Annotated in this window: 16 protein-coding genes and 3 riboswitches; of the genes, 7 read left to right on the top strand and 9 right to left on the bottom strand. The window is 52.3% G+C overall.

Going from position 1 to position 21746, the window contains the following annotated elements; translation table 11 throughout:
• Nucleotides 1-23: 23 nt before the first annotated feature.
• From BUB52_RS09225 to BUB52_RS09200, 6 genes are all read right to left on the bottom strand, one after another.
• On the bottom strand, nt 24-1256 hold the full coding sequence (locus BUB52_RS09225; RefSeq protein ID WP_009120846.1) for a bifunctional cobalt-precorrin-7 (C(5))-methyltransferase/cobalt-precorrin-6B (C(15))-methyltransferase: 1233 nt from the start codon (nt 1254-1256) through the stop codon (nt 24-26).
• Between the two features lie 42 nt (nt 1257-1298).
• The gene (cobJ, locus tag BUB52_RS09220; RefSeq protein ID WP_009120847.1) at nt 1299-2723 is read right to left on the bottom strand and encodes a precorrin-3B C(17)-methyltransferase; all 1425 of its coding nucleotides are present in this window, start codon (nt 2721-2723) and stop codon (nt 1299-1301) included.
• 109 nt (nt 2724-2832) lie between these two features.
• Entirely contained in the window at nt 2833-3783 is a 951-nt protein-coding gene (locus BUB52_RS09215; protein WP_009120848.1) for a sirohydrochlorin cobaltochelatase, read from the bottom strand.
• 40 nt (nt 3784-3823) lie between these two features.
• Nucleotides 3824-6058: a TonB-dependent receptor gene (locus BUB52_RS09210; RefSeq protein ID WP_009120849.1), complete on the bottom strand. Its 2235-nt coding sequence runs from the start codon at nt 6056-6058 to the stop codon at nt 3824-3826.
• A 52-nt stretch (nt 6059-6110) separates the two neighbouring features.
• Nucleotides 6111-6394: riboswitch (cobalamin riboswitch) on the bottom strand.
• 779 nt (nt 6395-7173) lie between these two features.
• Nucleotides 7174-8373, bottom strand: a complete 1200-nt coding sequence (locus BUB52_RS09205) for a sirohydrochlorin cobaltochelatase (RefSeq protein ID WP_009120850.1) — start codon at nt 8371-8373, stop codon at nt 7174-7176.
• 74 nt (nt 8374-8447) lie between these two features.
• Nucleotides 8448-10508, bottom strand: a complete 2061-nt coding sequence (locus BUB52_RS09200; protein ID WP_009120851.1) for a TonB-dependent receptor plug domain-containing protein — start codon at nt 10506-10508, stop codon at nt 8448-8450.
• A 140-nt stretch (nt 10509-10648) separates the two neighbouring features.
• A riboswitch (cobalamin riboswitch) is annotated at nt 10649-10852 on the bottom strand.
• 54 nt (nt 10853-10906) lie between these two features.
• Nucleotides 10907-11116: riboswitch (cobalamin riboswitch) on the top strand.
• A 62-nt stretch (nt 11117-11178) separates the two neighbouring features.
• Here BUB52_RS09200 and BUB52_RS09195 point away from each other — a divergent pair.
• The 5 genes from BUB52_RS09195 (at nt 11179) to BUB52_RS09175 (ending at nt 16750) form a co-directional block, all read left to right on the top strand.
• Nucleotides 11179-11418: a cysteine-rich CWC family protein gene (locus BUB52_RS09195; RefSeq protein ID WP_073212646.1), complete on the top strand. Its 240-nt coding sequence runs from the start codon at nt 11179-11181 to the stop codon at nt 11416-11418.
• Entirely contained in the window at nt 11384-12895 is a 1512-nt protein-coding gene (gene accC / locus BUB52_RS09190) for an acetyl-CoA carboxylase biotin carboxylase subunit (RefSeq protein WP_009120853.1), read from the top strand. The genes BUB52_RS09195 and accC overlap by 35 nt, the downstream gene beginning before the upstream one ends.
• A 12-nt stretch (nt 12896-12907) precedes the next feature.
• On the top strand, nt 12908-13423 hold the full coding sequence (locus BUB52_RS09185) for an acyl-CoA carboxylase biotin carboxyl carrier protein subunit (RefSeq protein ID WP_009120854.1): 516 nt from the start codon (nt 12908-12910) through the stop codon (nt 13421-13423).
• Nucleotides 13424-13425: 2 nt separating this feature from the next.
• Entirely contained in the window at nt 13426-14958 is a 1533-nt protein-coding gene (locus BUB52_RS09180) for an acyl-CoA carboxylase subunit beta (RefSeq protein WP_009120855.1), read from the top strand.
• A 106-nt stretch (nt 14959-15064) separates the two neighbouring features.
• The gene (locus BUB52_RS09175; protein ID WP_009120856.1) at nt 15065-16750 is read left to right on the top strand and encodes a putative transporter; all 1686 of its coding nucleotides are present in this window, start codon (nt 15065-15067) and stop codon (nt 16748-16750) included.
• Here BUB52_RS09175 and BUB52_RS09170 read toward each other — a convergent pair.
• Both BUB52_RS09170 and BUB52_RS09165 read right to left on the bottom strand, forming a co-directional pair.
• On the bottom strand, nt 16747-17508 hold the full coding sequence (locus BUB52_RS09170) for a nucleotidyltransferase family protein (RefSeq protein ID WP_039950311.1): 762 nt from the start codon (nt 17506-17508) through the stop codon (nt 16747-16749). The two genes, BUB52_RS09175 and BUB52_RS09170, sit on opposite strands and share 4 nt — an antisense overlap.
• A gap of 3 nt (nt 17509-17511) precedes the next feature.
• The gene (locus BUB52_RS09165) at nt 17512-18942 is read right to left on the bottom strand and encodes a RapZ C-terminal domain-containing protein (RefSeq protein ID WP_009120858.1); all 1431 of its coding nucleotides are present in this window, start codon (nt 18940-18942) and stop codon (nt 17512-17514) included.
• Nucleotides 18943-19079: 137 nt separating this feature from the next.
• Between BUB52_RS09165 and BUB52_RS09160 the strand changes: the two genes are divergently transcribed.
• A complete protein-coding gene (locus BUB52_RS09160; RefSeq protein ID WP_009120859.1) occupies nt 19080-20456 on the top strand; it encodes a cobyrinic acid a,c-diamide synthase CobB in 1377 nt (458 codons plus the stop codon).
• Nucleotides 20457-20459: 3 nt separating this feature from the next.
• The gene (locus BUB52_RS09155; protein WP_009120860.1) at nt 20460-21029 is read left to right on the top strand and encodes a cob(I)yrinic acid a,c-diamide adenosyltransferase; all 570 of its coding nucleotides are present in this window, start codon (nt 20460-20462) and stop codon (nt 21027-21029) included.
• Here the strand turns inward: BUB52_RS09155 and BUB52_RS09150 are convergent.
• Nucleotides 21024-21731, bottom strand: a complete 708-nt coding sequence (locus tag BUB52_RS09150; RefSeq protein ID WP_009120861.1) for a TapB family protein — start codon at nt 21729-21731, stop codon at nt 21024-21026. The two genes, BUB52_RS09155 and BUB52_RS09150, sit on opposite strands and share 6 nt — an antisense overlap.
• Nucleotides 21732-21746: the final 15 nt, after the last annotated feature.

Here is a 21746-nt window from a genome sequence, read left to right as displayed (position 1 = left end):
TGGATATATCTTGTCTTATTGTTTTATGAAAGCGTCGCTTTCATAATTTCGATGGGGTTATAATCATTCAGCGCGATGCGTACGGACGGATGCGGTATCAGACCGGCGGCTTCGGCTCCTTTCGTGAACGCGTTTTTACTGTCTGCCGATACGGAGTTGAAGACGATACATCCGCCGGGCTGTAAGTTTTCCTTTATCTTCGCCAGCATTTCCGGCAGCCGTCCGCCGTGTCCGCCTATAAAGACGGCGTCGGGGCGGGGGAGAGCATCGGTCTCCGTTTGCAGGAAATCGCCTGTGATTGCCGTGATGCCCGGCGTACCGAAGCGGCGGCTGTTGATATTCATCAGTTCTTCACCCTCGGCGCGTACCTCGAAGGAAATGACCGTGAGGTGGGGAAATTGCAGCCGGGCTTCGATGGATACCGACCCGGTGCAGAAACCGACATCCCAAAATACACGACGCCGGTTCAGCTCCAGCGCCTGTAAGGTAAGCAGGCGGACGGGCGCTTTGGTTATCATGCGGGCGCGTCCGTTCAAGTGCGCGAACCGTTCGTCGGGAATGCCGAAAGGACGGGCTTCTAAGGAAGCGGTGGCGCAAAGCAACAGGTTGTTGGGATGCTCGAAACCGCCTTGCGCCGCTTCCCGCAGCGTCATGTGGCGGATACGTTCTTTTTCGGGGTTGCCGAGATGCTCGCCTACATACATGGTGTAACGGTCATACCCGTATTCCAGCATGCGGGACGCGATAGCGGCGGGCGTATGTTCCCGGTCGGTAAGGATGCCTATCTTGGGAGCGCGCTCTATCAGGGCACGGTCGAACTCGTGCCAGGGACGTCCCGTCAGCGAAACGGTGCGCATATCGTCATAAGGCATTACGAGGCGGTGCGCCAATGTCTGGAGAGAGTTGAAAGAGGGGTAGAGCTTGATTTCGGCATCCGGCAATTTCCGTTTCACCGTATTGGCAAAGCCGAAAAACAGCGGGTCGCCCGAAGCGAAGACCACGATTTGCCTGTGGCCGGCATCCGTTTGTCCGCATCCGTCACCGCCGAACACCCTCTCATATCGCGCGAATACATTCTCCAACGGTACGGTAATGGAAATCCATTCCGCATCATCCGGTAGCAAGTTCCCGACAATCTCTTTATGCCGTATTCCCCCCGAAAAGACCTTCCCGCGCCGTATGTGTTCCAATACTTCCGGCGGAAAGAAAGGCGTCCGGTTATCGTCCGTTCCTATAATGATAAATTTCCGTTGCATAACCAATCGCTCACCACTAATCGTTAATCCTTAACCGTTGTTTCACACGTCCCGTCCCGGTCGCAGTTGCTCCGCGTCATTGTAGCACAAAATGGCGTTTACCAATGTCGCGGCAAGGTTGCTTCCGCCTTTGCGCCCTTCCACGATTATCTTCGGGATGGCGGTGAAAGGCTTTATCATGTGCTTGGACTCCTGTACGTGCACAAAGCCCACCGGAGCGGCGATAATCCCTGCCGGATGCGCTTTCCCTTTGCGTATAAGGTCGCAGAGTTCCATTAAGGCTGTCGGAGCGTTGCCGAATACAAAGAGGGCGTCGGGATGGTCTTCGACGGCAAGGCGTGTGCCGGCCTGTGTGCGGGTGATTCCTTTCTCCGTTGCCATCGCTGCGGTGCGAGGGTCGCCGAGGTAGCATTTCACCTCTACGCCCAAACGCTCCAAAGCCCCTTTGCGAATACCGCTGGCGGCCATTGTCACATCTGTGACGATAGTCCGTATACGCTTTCCGATGATACCTTGATATAATGTTTCCACTGCTTTGTCGTCTGTGCGCAGCAGCTTTTCCATTTCAAAGTCCGCGGTGGTATGGATGGCATGCAGCAACGCCCATTTATGATCGAGGGGGATGTTCCCGTTCTTGAGCTCTTTCTCGATGGTGCGGAAACTCCGTATCATAATATCCTGTCCTTTGTTGGTCGGGAGTTGCCGAGGGTGGGTTTCCGCCTCTTCCCGGTAATATCCCCGCGGAGTAATCATCGCTCCGTTCCATTCGTACGACTGCGAATTGCCTATCAGTACAACGGTAAACATATCCGTCTCTTCGGGGTCGAACGCTTCCAGCGTCGTTATGTGCACTTCCTGTTCGGGACGTCCCGCTTGGCGCACATATCCTACGGGCGTCTGCGGTGATCGCCCTTCCTGCAGGAACAGCTCTTTCAGCCGGTAAAGTTGCCAGTAGCGGCCATCGCTTTTGGGATTGTAGACGGCTGTCACGAAATCGGCTGCGGCAGCGGCAATGATGCGTTTCTCGATGCGTTCCCACGGTGTCATCAGGTTTGAGAGGGAGATAACGCAGAAGTCATGTCCCACAGGAGCTCCCAGCAGGGAAGCCGCTTTCTGAAACGCGCTGATACCCGGCAGGGAAACAATCTCTACGTCGCTGTTCCGTTCCCGCTTCATCTCATGCACAAGGGGCGTCATACCGTAAATCCCGGCATCGCCCGAACTGATGACGCACACCGTTTTTCCCTGTTCCGCCAGTTCAAAAGCCTGTTCGGCGCGGACGCGTTCCCGCTTCATTCCCGTATCGATACATTCCGTACCGGGACGTAAGTGTGGAGTGACAAAACGGAAGTAGTATTTATATCCCACTACTGCATCGGCTTCCTGCAAAGCGGTAATTACGGCGGGTGTTATGTCTTGCTCATTACCCGGACCGATGCCGGCAACGATTATTTTGGATTGTTTCATTTGCTATCTGGCTTATCGCTTCTGTCTTGCAGAGCATGGTAAGCGTTGCGCTTACAGTCTACAAAGATACATTCTATTTATCACATTAAGGCATGAAAATGCAACTTTCTCACTCGTTTTTTTCTCCTGCCGCATAGGCCGCTTTCTTTTCCATGATGCCCTGCATGCGGTGCTTCAGCCCGAAACGGATATGGTCTGTGAATATCTCCTGTATTTCAGGTATTTGCCCCAAACCTTCCATACGCACATGAACGGTATAGCCTTCTTTCTCAAGCATCTCCCGCCATTCTCCGGCAATATCGTTCTTGGCGTGGTCGCCGGCTACAAACATAAAAGGGACGAGCGTCACGCTCTTTGCCTGGGCCGCTTTCAGTTGCGCCAGCATGGTTTCAAAGGTGGGATAGCCTTCGATGGTCCCCACATGGAAGTTGCCGAATCCGGCCGCTTTCAGCATATAGTCCATTTGACTGTACGCAGCGGTACCGGGCGTATAAGTGCCGTGTCCCACCAATACGAAGTGCTCTTGGGACTTCTTCTTGGCGCCCTGCCGTACCGAAGCATCGAGGCGTCGTCCCAGAATACCGGCTACTTTTTCCGCGTCTTCCACCGAATAGAGCAGGGGAGTGCCTACGCGTATCTCCTTGAAGAAAGGCAGCACGCTTTCCACATCACGGCGGAGCGACTCCATTTCCACGCCGTCGATGATATTGGTGCTTTGCACGATAATGTGCGTATAGCCCTCTCCACGCAGTTGGAGCAGCGCGTCCAGCGGGGTGGGTTTGTCGATGCCGCGCGCCTTGAGGCGGCGTATGATGATGCGCGAAGTGTAGGCTTCGCGAAATTCCAGGTCGGGAAAAGCCTTGCGCGCCTGGGCATTGACGGCGTCAATCGTCTGCGCGCGCGTATCGTCGTGCGTCGTGCCGAAGTGCACCATAAGCAACGCGGCCTTTTCGCCGGGTTTCATACTTGCGAGCATATCGCTCGACACGAAGTTTCCCCCTTCGTGCGCGGCGCAGAAGAGAGAAACGGCAAGGAGCAGAGAGAGAAGAGAGGCTTTCATAAACGAAAGTGATTGCTGTTTTATACAAATGGTTACTGTTTTATTTCTTGAATCGTACCGACAGGCTCACATACACCGAGCGTCCCGGGTTGAGCGTGGAGAAGTTGTTGTTCCAGGGGCGGTCGTCTGTCTTGTCGAAGATGTTTTCGATGCCTATGCCCGGTTCCAGAATCACGGATTGCAGGTTGAAGGTATGGCGGGTGTTCAAATCCCATTGCTGGAATTTGGGAGCGTAACCGTACGTTTGCGAGTAGCGTTCGCCTTGCAGGTGTCCGTGCACGTTTACGTTCAGGCGGTAGAAGTTCCAGGCGTGTTCCCACTGGCCGTTGATGTTCCCCATGTGCCTGACGCTTTTGTCTATGGGCGACACTTCGTAGCTGCCGTCGGCTTGCAACTGCCTGGCTTCGGTGTCCATGTACGTGTATCCGCCGCCTGCCCTGAAGCCCGCGCCCAGGTTCAGGCTGGCGTTCAGGCTGATGCCTTTGGTCTTGGCTTTGTCCACGTTGTCGCGCTGGCGTATCTCGTCGAAGGTGGCGTGCTTGTCGTCCAGTCCCATGTCGTGTATTTCCTGGTCGGAGAGAGTGCGGTAGTTTATCATGTCGCGGATGTCGTTGATGAACCCGGTGACGGACACGGAGAGCCGGCGGTAGTTGTACTCCGCATTCAGCGAGTAGAAGTTGTTCTTTTCCGGTTTCAAACCGACGTTGCCCGTGGTGTAGCGGTTGCTGGTCTTGGATTCGTCGGTGGCGTAGAGTTGCGACAGGGTAGGCGTACGGAAGCCTGCCGCATAGGCGGCGCGCAGGTTCAGTCCGCCGAGCTTGTACATCAGCGATACGTTGGGAGTGGCATAATTCTTGAAGTTCTCGTTGTAGATGTAGCGTATGCCCAGTACGGCTTGCAGGTTCAGGGGCAGTTTTATTTCATCCTGCGCATAGAAAGCGAGGGTGTACATGTGGCGGGAGTCGATGTTGTCCGATTCGCTCTCAAGCCCCTCGTTTACGTATTCCACTCCGGCGGACAGCTTGTTGCGGTTGCCCAGACGGAAGATACCTTTGATGTTTCCGTTGTAGTAGCGCACTTGCTTGCGGGTTACTTGGTCGCCCGGCAGATAGCTGCCCGATTTCTTGAAGTACATATAGTCCGACGAGAAATTGTCCGAGTAGAATTCCGCGTCGATGTAGGCCGAACGGTTTATCATGTACTTCATGCCGGCGCCATAGGTATAGGTCTCGTGTCTCAGGTTGTAGGTATAGGCGTCTTTCTGCACGAACTGGCCTTTGCTTTTGGCATAGTAGGTGGCATCCTGCGGACGGCGGGTTTTATTATCATAATAAGTACCGCGCGCGTAGAACGACAGTTTATCTGTGGCATTGAACACGAAACGCTGGTTTACGGTGTTGGAGTAGAAGCCTACGGAAGTAGGACGTCCGGTTTCGTAGCCGTTCTCGTCGATGTTGTTGTTCTGCCAGCTTCCTGCCTGACGGCGCTGGTAGGAAGTGTAAGAGGAGAACTTGCCCGCATTGACATCGGCATTGACGCTTTCCGTCAGGCGTCCCTCGCCGGAGTAGTGGGTGTAGCTGGATACGTTTACGGTGTTCCGGGCATCGTCCGTGATGATGTTGATAACGCCGCCTATGGCATCGCTTCCGTACAGGGCGGATGCTGCGCCGTTCAGTATCTCGATGCGCTTGATGTTGGCCACGTTGATGCGCGTGTAGCGGTCTTCGCCTGCCAGACGCTTGCCGTTTTCCAGTATCAGTATGTAGTCCTCGTTGATGCCGTTCAGGCTCATGGTAGTGCCCATGCCGTTGGTGTAGGAAGATATGTTGGGAGTCAGTTTCACCAGCGCTTCTTCCAGCGTGGATACGTTGGCGCCGCCTATTTCTTTGGCCGTGATTACGGAGACGGGAACGGGGCTGTCCGTCATGCGGCGGTGCGTACCGGTTCCGGTCACTACCACCTGGCTGAGGTTGCTGTAACTCTCTTCCAGCTTTACGAGGATATCGGTCTCCTGTCCGTCCGTAGTGTATTTCCCGGGGGTGAAGCCGATGTAGGAGAAGCGCAGCGTGTGCTGTCCGCCGGACAGGTTGTCGATGGTAAATTCTCCTCTTCCGTTGGTGGTGCATCCCGTCAGACTGTTGTCTACGCGGATATTTACCCCTACGAGGGGCTCGTTGGTGCCGGCACTCACCACTTTTCCGCTCAATGCGGTCTGGGCATGGAGCAGGGGTGTCAGGCAGCACAGCATGGCTGCCAATAAACATTTGGTTCTCATTTATTGAAAAATGTAAGATTAATACTTGTCTTCCTGACCCCGGGAAGGCGTTGACTGTGTAATCGCCAAGGCAGGTTTCCTGACTCAGCCCTGCGGAAAACCACACCTTCCCGTCCCCCGGACTGCGATGCGCCCGAACCGGCGCTTGCTATCGGCAGCCGTCTGTAAGACAGTGGCATCGTTTTGAAGAATGTTTTCCGTATGCTCCGTTGCCGCGGTAAGCGGACGGGGCAAAGTGGCTTTACAGTAGCGGGCACTGTTCCGGCTTCGCACCGGATTCCCTTTTATACAACTCGTTGGAACAACGGGTGTATCACCTAAGCGGTGACAAAGATAGGGGTTTATTTTTAATTGATGAAGGAAAGGGCGGGATAATGCAATCGGTCTTACGGGATGATTCGCTTTGTCTCGCGGGATGAATGTTTTCATCTCGTGAGACGGTTGGTTTGGTCTCATGGGATGAATATTTTTAGCTTGTAAGACGGATGAGAAAGGGGGTGCTGTCGGTTATTTTTACTTGATGGGCTCTTAAGGAAAGGGTCGTTTTTAGGCTCATTTCCTTATTGCCCCTATTTAGCCGCCTATTTTTAAGGTATTTATTTGATTTATAGATGATTGTGAAAAATAGGATGCTTGGGCAATATTAATCGTCATTATGAATCGGAATCTTATTTTGTAAAATAAAAAAGAAGAGTGTTGCCTGGTTGATATGCCCATTCGGCACAGATGATTTTTAGGGTTTCCGGATGGTTTGCAAATGAGAGGAGCTGCTTGTGAAAGAGGGTTGTGCTTATCTTGTCTTTTTATAGAAAAATGTTGTCATTCGGCGTTGGGATGATTTGTTTTATGGCGGCCAAAGAGGGTCATATAGGAAACGACCCTTGGAATGAACCTGAAAAAGTTTGGATATTCTTTAAAATTTTGATTTAATGGTTTGATTATTAATATAATAAGCGGGTATCTCTCCCGAAATGAGAAATACCCGCTTTTTCTCTCTGCCTCTGCCTTTTTTCTCCTTTTCTTCCCTATTGAATTAAGAAAATATTTGTCGTTTTCCGGCAGTGGGACAAAGATGTTCTTTCTTAGCCGGACATCTGTCGGTAAAAGGAAGAACGTTATGCTTCCGGTTGATACCCTTCACCGTTTTCCCAAGCGTCGGCATCCCATTGTTCTTTCAGGTGGTTCACCCAGATTGCACGTATTTCGGGATAGCTGCCCAAAGCTTTGATACCGCAACCGTCTTTGATACCGTGGTCGGCATCGGCCTGGCCTACGGGGTGGGCTTCAAATGCTCTGTCTACCTTGAAACCTGCTTTTTCCAGACGTTCGCGCCAACTGTATTCGTTGGTGTTGAGTTCCACTTCGTCCGAGCCTTTGTTTTCGGCTATCGCTTCGATACCCCAAAGGTCGTTGTGGGCGTGGTCGCCGGCGATGGACATGAAAGGAGCGAGGTAAACGGTTACGTCTGCGGGTTGCAGGTTATTGTCTTTGCAATACTCCATCACTTGTGAGTAGATGCAGCCGGGGTAGCTGCTTATCATTTGGTCGGGAGAGGCTACCGGTATACGGTCTGCGGCTTTCTCTTCCTCTTCTTTCGGCCAGAAAAGCATTTCGCCGTAGTCTACGGTACCTACGAAGATATTCTTGTTCGCGGCGAGGGCTTGCAAGGCGGTTTGGGTTTCGGAGTACTTGATGTTGGCATTGTAGTTCACATCGGGGTTACCGTGTCCCATCAGGAGAACGATGTTCTTCTTGTCGGCCAGTTTGTCCTTGTAATGAGTGTAAAGAACCCGTGCCACTTCTTCCGTATCGTCATCGGTAGAGAGCAGGTTGGCGCCTTTCAGTACGTCGATGTGCGGGTACCAGTCAATCATAAAGTTTTTCTTGATATCGGTATTCATCAGCGAGAGGTATTCCTCACCGGGGATAACGTGAAGCGACTGTACGGCTACGCGTGCATATCCCGCATCGCCGATAGCTTTCAGCCATTGGTCCAGTTTGTAGCGCGCCTCGCCGGTAGAAGCCTCTGCACGGCCGATACAGGTACGTGAGGTGAACGACATGTAGATGTCTGTTTGAGGGAACTGCTTCTGGAAATCGGCGATGATGTCGTTGTATACATCCAACGACTCGTTATAAGTGCTTCCGAACGTACAGAGCAGGATAGCGGTATCATGCTTCTTGGTTTCGGCTACTACCCTGGTTGCGGGATTTACGGTACTTTCCGCATCGTCGTCGTCACTGCAGGAAGTGAATCCCGCGCAAGTTGCGGCCGCTACGAGAGCCGCCATCAGATAAAACTTGAAACTTTTCATACTTTGTTTGTAAATTGATTAATAAAAAAGATATTTTGTTATTGGGAATTCAGGAGTTAATGAAGCGGACTTCCTTACTTATTCTTGAACTTTATGAGCGCCGATGCGTAGAAATTCCTTCCCGGCGTGCTGGTAGCCCGGTTGCGTCCGAAAGGAGTGCGGTCTACGTAGTCGAAGAGGTTGTCTACGCCTATGTTCATCGTCAGCGTCCAGAACCGCATTTTCATCAGGGTATGGGCGGTGTTGACGCGCCATGTCTGGAAGCCGTCGGCGTTGTTGTCGTTGACGTAGTGGCGGGTTGACTGGTATCGGCCGTACACTCCCAAGCCGAGGCGGTAACGGTTCCACGTGTGCTGCCAGGTGGCGTTGAGCGTGGCGTTATGGTTGGATGTGGCGTCGATGTAGAGATACTTCATGTAGTTGTCGCCCTTATCGGCGGCATACTGCGCTTTCGGATCGGCATAGCTGTACCCGCCGCCCAGCATGATGTCTTTTACGGGGCGGTAGTTGAAGGTGAAGTCCATTCCGTAGATGCGGGCTTTCGTGAGGTTGGTGTATCTCTTGCTTTTCTCTATCTCGAGGAGTTTCTCTTCGGGGGTGACTTTTATCTCTACCAGCTCTATCATGTTGCGGATGAAGTTGGCGTAACCTGTCAGGCTCGCCTGGAACTTGCTCCCCACGTATTCCACGCTGACGGAAGCGTATTGTGAGGTTTGCGCCTTGAGGCCGGTATTGCCATGATAGGCGGTGAGAGAGCCGCCGCCGATGCTGCCTGTGTATTCGTAGTAGAGCTCTTTGATGGTAGGCGCTTTGAAGCCCATGGCGTAGGAAGCGCGCAGGTTGAAGTCGCCGGCCTTGTAGAGCGCGGATACTTTGGGGCTGAGGTTCAGTCCGGTTTCCTTGTGCTGCGTGCCGCGCACGCCGGCGGTCAGTATAAAGCTGTCCGTGGCAGTCCATTCTTCCTGCGCGTAGGCGGCGAGCGTATAGACGGAAGCGAGGTCGCCCGCTATGTGGTGGGGCGATTCCAGGCGGTTGTACTGGTACTCTATACCGGTATTGAGGATGTGCCGGTCGCCGAAGTAGAAGATGCCTTTCACCTGCGCCAGCACTTGTTGCTGTATGCTCTGCTTGATGCGCTGGCCGGGGTAGTAGGTGATGCGGTCGCCGTCTTTGAAGTAGTCGGTGATGTCTTTCAGCTTATAGTCGTAGAAGTAACCGTAGCGGCCGTATGAGAGGTCGGCGGTGAGGTAGTTGCGCCCGTTCAGCTTGTACCTGCTTCCGGCGGCAAAGGTGTAGTTGCGGTAGTAGAAGTCGTTGGGCAGGTACTTCCACGGGCCGTGCGTACGCATCACCCAGCGTTCGTAGTACGTTCCTTCGGCGGTGAGGTTCAGTCTCTTGTTTACCTGCCACTCCAGATTCTCGGAGAGGGTGTAGTTGCTGGAACGGTTGACGGTAAGCATGGTAGAGCCGGACTTCAGTTGGTTCTGGTCCCATTGCATGTCCGTATTGCGCCAGCCGTCGGTATGGCGGAAGTTGATGCCGGTCACCGATTTCAGTTTGCCGTAGCTGAAGCCGAAACTGGTGCTCTGCCGTACGTCGCCATGCTCGCCCACACGGGTGGTATTGGTGAGTTCCATCTTCTCCCTGCTCTGCTTGGTGATGATATTGATGACTCCGGCGATGGCATCGCTGCCGTAGAGCGAAGAGGCGGCGCCTTTCACAATCTCGATGCGCTCTATGTTGGCGGGATTCAGTTGGTTGAGGTCGTTCTGTCCGCCGATGTCCCCGTTCATGCGTTTGCCGTTTATCATGATGAGGATATAGTCGTTGTTCAGTCCGTTGAGCTGGATGTGGCTGCCCATATCGCCGTCATGGAAGGTGAGGGAAGGGCTGAGACCGCTGAGAAGGTCGTCGATGCTGCGCGCCTGGTATTGCTCCAATGCTTTTCCTGTGAGCACTTCTGTCTGCACGGGGGCGTCTTTCAGGTAGTGTTCGGTTCCCGTACCTGTTACCACTACTTCGTTGAGCAGTAACGAGAGTTCTTTCTCATCTTTGTTTTTAAGGATACTTTGCGCCGTGGCTGATTGCATCACACCGCACAGCAGTACCGCTTCAAGCCAATACTTGTGCTTCATCGTCTACCGATTTTTACGTTGAATAAAACAAAACGGCACGTCGCTTCTGTGTGCGAAAAGGATAATGGCCCGAAAGAGTAAAATAGGAATCCTATCGTATCAGTATGGGGGACATCGCTTCTAATCCTGGAAGCTCAGTGCTCAAGTTACGGAAACTGGTAGGTATTCTGGCTCTCCTCTGCTTGTATTGCCTTCCCATCGCATTGCTGCGACAGTGGCTTTTGCGGATACAAGCGTCTTTTACTGAGGATTACAGCTGCAGGTACAGCTCCGGTTTTGCACCGGATTCCCTTACATCGGCAGGCGGATATGCCTTCCCGATTGCCAATTCCGGGAGCAAAGATAAAGACTTTTATACATTATTTTGTCTTTTATTCCTAATTATTTTAGTTTTTCTTTATCTTTGCCCCCCGAATCGGTTCCGGACGGACGTATCTGCCGTTCGGATTAAAAGGGAACCGGGTGTAAATCCCGGACAGTCCCGCTGCTGTGAAGCTCCGTCAAACGAAGTCTTGATAAGAACCTTTGCCACTGATATGCGTTTATATATCGGGAAGGCATCAAGATAAGGAGTCAGTCAGAAGACCTGCCATTCATTAAAGTCTGTCTTTTCTCGTGGGATAGGAAAGCAGTACGAAGCCCAAGTTAACGTTTAACTATAAAAAAAGAGATGCCTATGCAAAAGGTATGTCCGCGTTGTGGTGCAACATTCGAGTGCATGCACAATGATATATTACAGTGCCATTGCGCGTCCGTCCGGCTGAGCCCGGAGCAACACGCTTATTTGAAAGAAACCTATCCGGATTGCTTGTGTCATGCTTGTCTGACGCAATTGGCGGCCGGAAATATTCCTTATATAAATAAATCAAGAGAAAATGATAAAGAAAGTATTGATAGCGAACAGAGGTGAGATTGCCCTGCGCGTGATGCGCTCCTGCAAGGAAATGGGAATACTGACCGTGGCTATATTTTCCGAAGCCGACCGTACTTCGCATCATGTAGCGTACGCCGACGAAGCCTATCCGATAGGAGCGGCCGCGGCCAAAGAGAGTTATCTGAACATAGAGAAAGTAATCGGAGTGGCGAAGCATTGCGGTGCGGATGCCATTCATCCGGGCTACGGCTTCTTGTCGGAGAATTCGGAGTTTGCCCGCCGTTGCAAGGAAGAAGGCATTATCTTCATCGGCCCTTCGGCGGAAACCATGGAAGCCATGGGCGACAAGATAGCCGCCCGCAAGCGGATGATTGCGGCCGGCGTACCCGTAGTGCCGGGTACGGAACAGCCTTTGCAAAGTGCCGAAGAGGCCGTACGCATCTGTAACGAAATCGGTTATCCGGTGATGCTGAAAGCGTCTATGGGCGGTGGCGGCAAAGGCATGCGCCTTATTCACAAGGAAGAAGAAGTGGTGGAAGCGTATAATACGGCGCGTTCGGAGTCGATGTCCTCATTCGGCGACGACACGGTGTATCTGGAGAAGTTTGTGGAAGAACCGCATCACATAGAGTTCCAGATTTTGGGTGATAACCACGGCAATGTGATTCATCTGTTCGACCGCGAGTGTTCGGTGCAACGCCGCAACCAGAAGATTGTGGAAGAAAGCCCGTCACCGTTCCTGACGCCAGAGCTGCGCAAGGAGATGGGAGAGAAGGCGGTTGCCGCCGCCAAGGCCGTAAACTATTCGGGTGCGGGTACCATCGAATTTCTGGTGGACAAGAACAGGAACTTCTACTTCCTCGAAATGAATACGCGTTTGCAGGTGGAGCATCCCATCACGGAAGAAGTGGTGGGCGTGGACTTGGTGAAAGAGCAGATTTTTGTAGCCGACGACCAGCCGCTGCATCTCCGCCAGGAAGACATCTTCCAGCGCGGTCATGCCATAGAGTGCCGTATCTGCGCCGAAGATACGGAGAACAACTTCATGCCTTCGCCGGGTATCATCAAGCAACTGACCGAACCGAACGGTATCGGCGTGCGCATTGACAGTAACGTGTACGAGGGATACGAAATCCCCGTCTACTACGACCCGATGATAGGCAAGCTCATCGTATGGGCCACCACCCGCCAATACGCCATCGAGCGTATGCGCCGTGTGCTGTACGAGTATAAGATAACCGGACTGAAAACCAACCTTGCCTATCTGAAACGTATCATGCACGTGCCCGATTTTGTGAAGGGCGAGTACAACACGCTGTTCATCGAGAAGAACGCGCGCATGCTGGTACGCTCCAACGGCAGCAACGAAGAGATAGAGAATGTCGCCATGATTGCGGCTTATATGGATTATCTGGTGAACCTGGAAGAGAACGCTTCGACACAGTTGCCCGACGGCCGTCCTATCAGCCGCTGGCGCGAGTTCGGATTGCAGAAGGGTGTGCTGAGAATTTAAAGGAAATTGTTTATGGAAATACATATCGGAGACCGTGTGGCGGACGTTACGCTGGTCAGTAAAGAGGGAAATAAGGTACAGCTCACCATCGACGGGAAGCCGTACGAAGTGGATATCGTAATGGCGGAAAACGGAAGCTGCTCCATTCTGCACGACGGGAACTCGTTCAACGCGGGACTGGTGCGTGGAGAAGGCGGAAAGAGCTATGACGTGAGTATGTTCTACCGTTCGTATCATGTGGATATCGTGGATACGCAAGCCAAGTATCTGCACATGAAGAAAGGGGCGGACGAGAAACAGGGTGACAAGATTATCGCCCCGATGCCGGGTAAGGTAGTGAGCATTCCCGTGAAGGCGGGCGACCGCCTGGCGGCCGGAGACATTGCCGTAGTGCTGGAAGCCATGAAGATGCAGAGCAATTACAAGGTTAATGCGGACTGCGTCGTGAAAAACATATTGGTGAACGAAGGCGAGCCGGTAAACGCGAATCAGGTATTGGTAGAATTGGAACTTATTAAAGAAGAATAATCATGAATAGAGAAGAAATATACGCGCGTTTTGAGGAACTGGATAAACGCGCCTCGCTGGGTGGCGGAGTAGACAAGATAGAGAAGCAACACGCCTCCGGGCGCATGACGGCGCGCGAACGCATCGACATGTTGCTGGACAAGGGCACTTTCAATGAATTGGATAAGTTCGTTACCCACCGTTGCACGAACTTCGGCATGGAGAAGAAACAGATAGCGGGCGACGGCATGGTGACCGGTTACGGAAAGATTGACGGACGTCAGGTGTTTGTATACGCCTACGACTTTACGGCGCATGGCGGCTCGCTGAGCGAGACGAATGCGGCCAAGATTGTAAAAGTGCAGCAGTTGGCATTGAAAAACGGCGCTCCCGTCATCGCCCTGAACGATTCCGGCGGCGCACGCATACAAGAGGGCGTGAACAGCCTGGCGGGATATGCTTCCATCTTTTATCAGAATACGATAGCTTCGGGAGTAATCCCGCAGATTTCGGCTATCCTGGGCCCTTGTGCGGGTGGCGCATGCTATTCGCCGGCATTGACGGACTTTATCTTCATGGTGAAGGAGCAGAGCCATATGTTCATCACGGGTCCGGACGTGGTAAAGACCGTTACGCACGAGGAAGTGGACAAGGAAGAACTGGGCGGCGCCTATACGCATAGCAGCAAGAGCGGCGTCACCCACTTTATGTGCAATACGGAAGAGGAGACGCTGATGAGCATCCGTGAACTGCTGAGTTTCCTGCCGTCCAACAATATGGAAGACGCTCCGTTCGCAGCTTGTACGGATGATATTCATCGCCAGACGGAAGCGTTACAGACCATCATACCGGAAGACCCGAATATGCCTTATGACATCAAGGACATTATCGAACCGGTACTGGATAACCAGTATTTCTTTGAGGTGATGCCCCACTTCGCCAAGAACGTGGTGGTGGGCTTCGGACGGCTGAACGGACGTTCGGTGGGTATTGTAGCCAACCAGCCGGCTTATCTGGCAGGCGTGCTCGACATCGACGCTTCGGACAAGGCGGCACGCTTTATACGTTTCTGCGACTGTTTCAATATTCCGCTGATAACGTTTGAGGACGTTCCGGGATTCTTGCCCGGCACGGTACAGGAGCACAACGGCATCATCCGTCATGGAGCCAAGATTGTCTATGCCTATGCAGAGGCTACCGTGCCCAAGATAACGCTGATAACCCGCAAGGCTTATGGCGGCGCGTATATCGTAATGTCCAGCAAGCCTACCGGCTCTGACGTGAATCTTGCCTATCCGCAGGCCGAGATTGCCGTAATGGGCGCGGAAGGAGCCGTGAATATCTTGTACAGAAAGTCCTCTCCCGAAGAGAAGGAAGAGATTATCAAGGAATACGAGGAGAAGTTCTCCAATCCTTACCGTGCTGCCGAACGAGGCTTCATCGATGAGATAATCATGCCCCGTAACACCCGCTATAAGCTGGTACAGGCATTGGAAATGGCTCATAACAAGAACCAGAGCAATCCGCCGAAGAAACACGGCAATATGCCTTTATAAATAGTTATTTTTAATGTGTGAAAACTTGTATCCCCGGAGAAGTGATTTCTGTGGGGGTACTTTTTTTACTTGATTACCGATTACCCTGTTATTATACGTTGAAACTATGGAATTATTAAGAAATCTCTTTGAGGGATACCCCAATCTGTGGGGTGGCGGGGTGGCGCACTCCGTACTTATTTTGTCGCTTGTCATCGCGTTCGGCATTATGCTTGGCAAGATAAAGGTTGCCGGAATATCGCTGGGCGTTACCTGGATATTGTTCGTAGGTATCGTATTCGGTCATTTCGACCTGAATCTGGATGAACACTTACTCCACTTCCTGAAAGAGTTCGGATTGATTCTGTTTGTTTATTCTATCGGTCTGCAGGTGGGGCCCGGCTTTTTCTCCGCCTTTAAGAAAGGGGGATTTACGCTGAACGTGCTGGCGGTACTGGTTGTGTTTATCAGTGTCCTGATTACGGTGGCGCTTCATTTCATAACGGGAATACCTATTACTACAATGGTCGGCATCTTGTCGGGAGCGGTGACCAACACTCCGGGACTGGGCGCTGCGCAGCAGGCCAACAGCGATTTGAACGGGATTGACGCGCCGGAGATAGCATTGGGCTATGCGGTGGCGTATCCTTTGGGTGTTATCGGATGTATTCTGGCTTTGCTGGCGTTGAAATATCTGCTCCATATCAATACCCGGAAAGAAGAGGCGGAAGCCGAACAGGGGCTGGGACATTTGCAGGAGCTGACCGTACGCCCCGTTTCCGTGGAGATACGAAACGAGGCGGTGGACGGCAAGACGATAAAGGAGATAAAGCCGTTGCTGAACCGTGCATTTGTCATCTCGCGTATCCGTCACCGTGATTCGGAAAACGAGGTGGAACTGGTGAATGCCGATACGGTATTGCATCTGCAAGACCAAATTCTGTTCATCTCCAACCCGAAAGATATGGAAGCCATCATCGCCTTTTTCGGCAGGCAGATCAGCGCGGAGTGGGAGCAGGACAAGAAACTGATTTCCCGCCGTATCTTGATTACCAAGCCGGAACTGAATGGGAAATCGCTGGCGCAGCTGAAAATCCGTAATAACTTCGGTGCAAGCATCACCCGTATCAACCGTTCGGGAGTGGACTTGGTGGCAACTCCTCACCTGCAGTTGCAAATGGGTGACCGGGTAACGATTGTGGGTAGCGAACTGGCTGTAAGTCATACGGAAAAGGTACTGGGCAACTCCTTGAAACGTTTGAACCATCCGAACCTGATTCCCATCTTCCTGGGCATAGCGTTGGGATGTATTTTGGGAAGTCTGCCTTTCATGTTTCCGGGCATTCCGCAACCGGTCAAGCTGGGGCTTGCAGGCGGTCCGCTGATTGTATCCATACTTATCAGCCGTTTCGGCCCCCAGTATAAACTGATAACGTATACCACCATGAGCGCCAATCTGATGATACGTGAAATAGGTATCTCCCTCTTCCTTGCATGTGTGGGATTGGGAGCGGGTAAAGGCTTCGTAGATACCATTATCCACGAGGGCGGCTATGTGTGGATAGCATACGGCGCGATTATAACGATAGTTCCGTTGCTGGTGGGCGGACTGATAGGACGCTATGCCTGGAAACTGAACTACTATACACTGATAGGCGTACTTTCAGGAACGAATACCAATCCGCCGGCACTGGCTTATTCTTCGGAACTGACTTCGTGCGATGCGCCCGCCGTGGGATATGCTACGGTTTATCCGCTGGCTATGTTCCTACGGGTGCTGACCGCACAACTTCTGATATTGGCATTGGCTTAAAAAGAAGGGAACGCTTGCCGGTCTGACGAATAGTACGCTTCGGCTTTAGCCAGTGTTTCCGGTTTGCCGATGTCGAACCAACGGCGGTCTTGAAGCGGATAGCCCTGTATGCGGGCTGTTTCGCAGACAGACAGGTAGAAGGGGATAATGGAGAACTTTTCTTTCCATTGTCCCCTTTCCATATAGCGGAAAAGGGAAGGGGATATGACGTGAATACCGCCGAAAGCCATTTCCTTGTATCGGCCTTCCCGGAAAGAGAACCCCTCGGGCTTGGTTTCGCCTGTGGATTTATTAATCCAGCCATGCAGACGGTTGGCGTCATCCAGTAACAGGTAACGGGATGTCTGCCGCCGGCTGACGAGCAGTGTAGCTTCCGCATCGCTCTCCCGGTGATGCCTGTAAAACTCTGCGAGATCTATATCGGAAAGGATGTCGGCGTTGTGTACTAAGAACGGCTCGTCGCCGTCCAGAAAAGGACGGGCTTTCTTTATCCCGCCACCGGTGTCGAGCAGCATCTCCCGCTCGTCACTGATGTGGATAGTGACGCCGAAATTGTTATTGGCGCGGAGAAACCCGATAATCTGTTCTCCGAAGTGGTGGATGTTGACCGTAATGTCATTGAATCCGGCCTCTTTCAGTCGTAGAATCACCCGTTCCAACATCGGTTTTCCGGCTACGGAGACGAGCGCTTTCGGGGTGTGGTCTGTCAGCGGACGAAGGCGGGTACCCAGTCCGGCAGCGAATATCATTGCTTTCACTGTTTACTTTTTTGCGCTAAAGCTTTGTTCTATGTTCTGTTCTCTATGCATCAGGTTCACTTGCACGCCGAATTTCTTGTTCAGGTGCTCGGCAAGATGCTGTGCCGAATATACGGAACGGTGCTGACCGCCTGTACAGCCGAAACATACGGACAGGCTGGTGAAACCGCGTTCCATATACCGTTTTACGGATGCATCCACCAGGGCGTATACGTGCTCGAGGAAGACGGCGATTTCTCCGTCCTCTTCAAGAAAGCGGATAACGGGTTCGTCGAGGCCGGTGAAGGGCTTGTAACGTTCGTATTTACCGGGGTTGTTCACGGCGCGACAGTCGAATACGAAGCCGCCGCCATTGCCGGAAGAATCTTCGGGGATGCCTTTTTTATAGGCAAAGCTGGTGACTTTTACCACCAGACGACGTTTTTGCAGGTCGTCGGTGAATTGTTTCAGCTCGGTCAGTTCGTGCAGCACTTTGCAGAGATACGGATATTCGGGGTAAGGCTCTTGCAACAGCTGGCGCAGGTTTTCAATGGCGAAAGGCACGCTTTGGATGAAGTGGGGCTTCTTCTCGAAGTAACCGCGGAAACCGTAGGCGCCTAACACCTGCATGGTGCGGAACAGTACGAAATGACGGAGCTGGGCATAGAAGTAGTTCTCATCCACCGGCTGGTATTTGCGCAAGGCTTCGATGTACTCTTTCAGGAGCTCTTGGCGCAGACTGTCGGGATAGTTGGCTTTGGCTTGCCACAGGAACGAAGCCACGTCATAGTAGACAGGGCCTTTGCGTCCGCCCTGGAAGTCGATAAGCCAGGGTTCGCCGTCCTTAATCATTACGTTGCGGCTCTGGAAGTCGCGATACATGAAAGTGGCGGAACTGCTGCGAAGGAGTACGTCCGCCATTTTCTGGAAATCATCTTCCAGACGGTCTTCCTGGAAATCCATGCCGGTTGCCTTGAGGAAACAGTATTTAAAGTAGTTCAAGTCCCACAGGATGCTGCGGCTGTTGAACTCCGCCTGCGGATAGCAATAGGAGAAGTCCATGCCGTCGGCTCCGGCAAACTGTACGGCGGGCAGCAGGCGGATGGTTTTACGCAGCAATTGCTTCTCCTCTTCTCCGAATACGCTCGTCTTGCGCCCTTTCTCGATGGCATTGAACAGGAGAGTGTCTCCCAAATCTTCCTGAAGGTAGTACACGTCGTCTTCGGAACGGATAAATACTTGGGGTACGGGTAAGCCCTTTTGGCGGAAATGCTCTGCCATATAGAGAAAGGCACGGTTTTCCTCGACGGATTCGCCGCTGACGCCTATCAGTGTAGGCGTGCCTGTGAGGCGGAAATAACGGCGGTTGGAGCCGGAAGAGGGAAGTTCGTCGATGGCTTCGGGTTCGTGCCCGGTATGCGCGATGTAGAGTTTTTTAAGTTCTTCGGTTATCATAGCGGTTTTTTTATATTTGGCAGCTAAGATAAGGTTTTTGTCGGAGATATTTTTACCTTTGCCGAATAAAATCCGTAAATCAGTCTGTAACGGAGAGCCTGCTTATACTTTATACCTTATATTTAAATTCAAGCGACATGCGCCACATTCCTCAATTTCTCATAGCAGCCCCTACATCGGGTAGCGGAAAGACTACCGTAAGCCGCGGCCTGATGGCTCTGCTGACGCAAAAAGGGTTGGCGGTACAGCCTTTTAAATGCGGACCGGATTATATCGATACCAAGTACCATACGGCTGTATGCGGACGCGCGTCCGTTAATCTGGACACGTTTATGGCTTCCGGTGAACATGTGCGCGAGCTTTACGCGCGCCGCGCCGCTTCTGCGGACGCCTGCATTGTGGAAGGGATGATGGGGATGTTCGACGGGTACGATCGCGACCGGGGGTCTTCGGCGGAGATAGCGCGGTTGTTGCAGCTTCCTGTCGTGCTGGTGGTGGATGCCAAGTCTGCCGCTTATTCGATGGCTCCTTTGCTGTCGGGATTCATTCATTTTCGTCCGGAGATACGGATTGCGGGGGTGATATTCAATCGTGTGGGGTCGCCCCGGCATTATGAAATGCTTCGGGAAGTGTGTGACGAGGTGGGCGTTGCCTGTTTGGGCTACCTTCCGAAGACGAAAGCGCTGGAGCAGGAATCGCGTTATTTGGGGCTTGATTTCAGCCGATCCGAAGGTACGGATGCCATCGGTACTCTGACAGGGTTGCTGGAGCAATACGTGGATTGGAAACTGTTGCTGGAAAAGACGGCGCTTCCGTTGCGGGAAATGAGGGGAAAGGGGCAGGATAGGGTCGGCGGTCGGAAACCGGGCGGTCTGCGTATATCGGTGGCGCGTAATGAGGAATCTTTCTCTTTCATTTATGAGGAACATTTGGAGATATTGCGCGAAATGGGGAGTGTCTCTTTCTTCGATCCTGAAAAGGATGTTCCCATATCGCGGGATATCGATTTGTTGTACTTGCCGGGCGGGTATCCTGAAAAGTATTCCGTGACGCTCGCCGGAGCCCGTCGGGTGAAAGAATCCGTTCGGGAGTATATAGAGTCCGGTGGCAGGACACTGGCGGAGTGTGGCGGACTGATTTACCTTTCGTATGCCATAGGTTATGACAAACGGGAACATGAGGGTGGCGGTTGCGGGTTCGACAGAATGGCGGGTGTATTTCCTTTTTATATCTCCAATGAGAGTGCATACCGGAAACTGACATTGGGGTATCGCAGCTTCGACTATAAGGGGCAGCGTTTGCGGGGACACGAGTTTCATTATACGCAGTTTGGAAAGCCGGGGACGGCTCCCGATGACAGCCGGAAAGAGCTGTATATGCCGCCTACCGTCGCGCAGGTGTATAACGCCAAAGGGCAGCCGGTGAGCACGCCCGTATTCCGTTATAAGAACACGATAGCGAGTTATACGCACCTTTATTGGGGAGAGACGGATATAATGAAGTTATTTGAATAAAAGATGAAAAAAGTATATACCCGTACGGGAGACAAGGGGACAACCGGAATTCATGGCGGAGCACGTGTCCCCAAAGATGATATTCGCATCGAGGCAAACGGTTGCCTGGACGAGCTGAATGCTGTGATAGGCATTGTGCGTTCCATGCTCTCTGCCGGGGATGACCGGCAGGAATTGCTGCACACTATTCAGAAGGAACTGATGGTAGTGATGAGCCATGTGGCTACTCCCGATGATGTATTGAATCCTAATCTTCTTTCTGCCGCCGGACTGACCGTACGCTGCGAACAGGAAATGGATGCCATGACTGCCGGGCTGACAGAGAACGGTTATTTCCTTCTGCCGGGCGGTACGCCCGTTTCGGCGCAACTGCATTTTGCCCGCACGGTGGCAAGGCGTGCCGAAAGACGCTTATGGACGCTTCACCGCCAATCTCCGCTGAATGAGGATATTTTGAGCTTCGTGAATCGCCTGTCGGATCTCTTCTTTGTCATGGCACGCACGGAGATGCAGCGACAGGACTGGCCGGAAGAGAAATGGCAGGAGTTTGCTTATAAGAGGAAGAGGCTATAACGGTTCCTTTATATCGATTAAGGTCTTGATTGTCTTTGTCTTTTCTTTGTTTTCGTACTCCTCGCTCTTTACCAAGCCGATGCCTTGGGCATACCATTCGGTGATATTAACCGTTTCGGAGAAGAAAAGGAGCATGTTCGCTTTCATGGTATAGGTCAGCTTTATGCAGTCGAATTCTCCGGCAGGCGTTTTGAGCCGTTCAAAGCCCTGGTATTCTCCGTTTAGGGTGGTTGTCATCTTGATTGGTCCGGCCTTGAAGGTGTATTTGCTTTTCTTCATTTTCTCGCCTTTCCTGACGCGGTTGTGCAGCACAATATAGATACATCCTTCGGAACTGAGCTTTTTCATGACTTCCTCTTCCTTTTCCTTGTTGTCCATGATGATTTTCATGTCATCGCTCATGGACGTTTCATCCATCATATACACAATGGTGTTGTCTTGGGTATAGGCTATCTTTTGTCGGGACATGAAGCCTTTCTTTTCTTCGTTGAGAGGAAGGACGGAATCCGCCAGTGTGATGTGCAGCGTATCATTTTCGGCTTCGGTCTGCTTGACGAAGGACAGGGACTGACGTGTGATGTTGTTCCGGCTGTTGTGGGTTTCATAGTACAGGTGTTTGCCGGTGGTATTATAATACTGGGCGTTTGCGGCGAGGATATTTCCCAATGCTGCCGATAGGAAGATGAACAGGGCTTTTTTCATGGTATTATGTTTTGA

Origin of the sequence: Bacteroides clarus YIT 12056, from assembly GCF_900129655.1 — a bacterium.
Classification (GTDB): Bacteria; Bacteroidota; Bacteroidia; order Bacteroidales; family Bacteroidaceae; genus Bacteroides; species Bacteroides clarus.
This window is presented reverse-complemented; position numbering and strand designations above follow the sequence as displayed.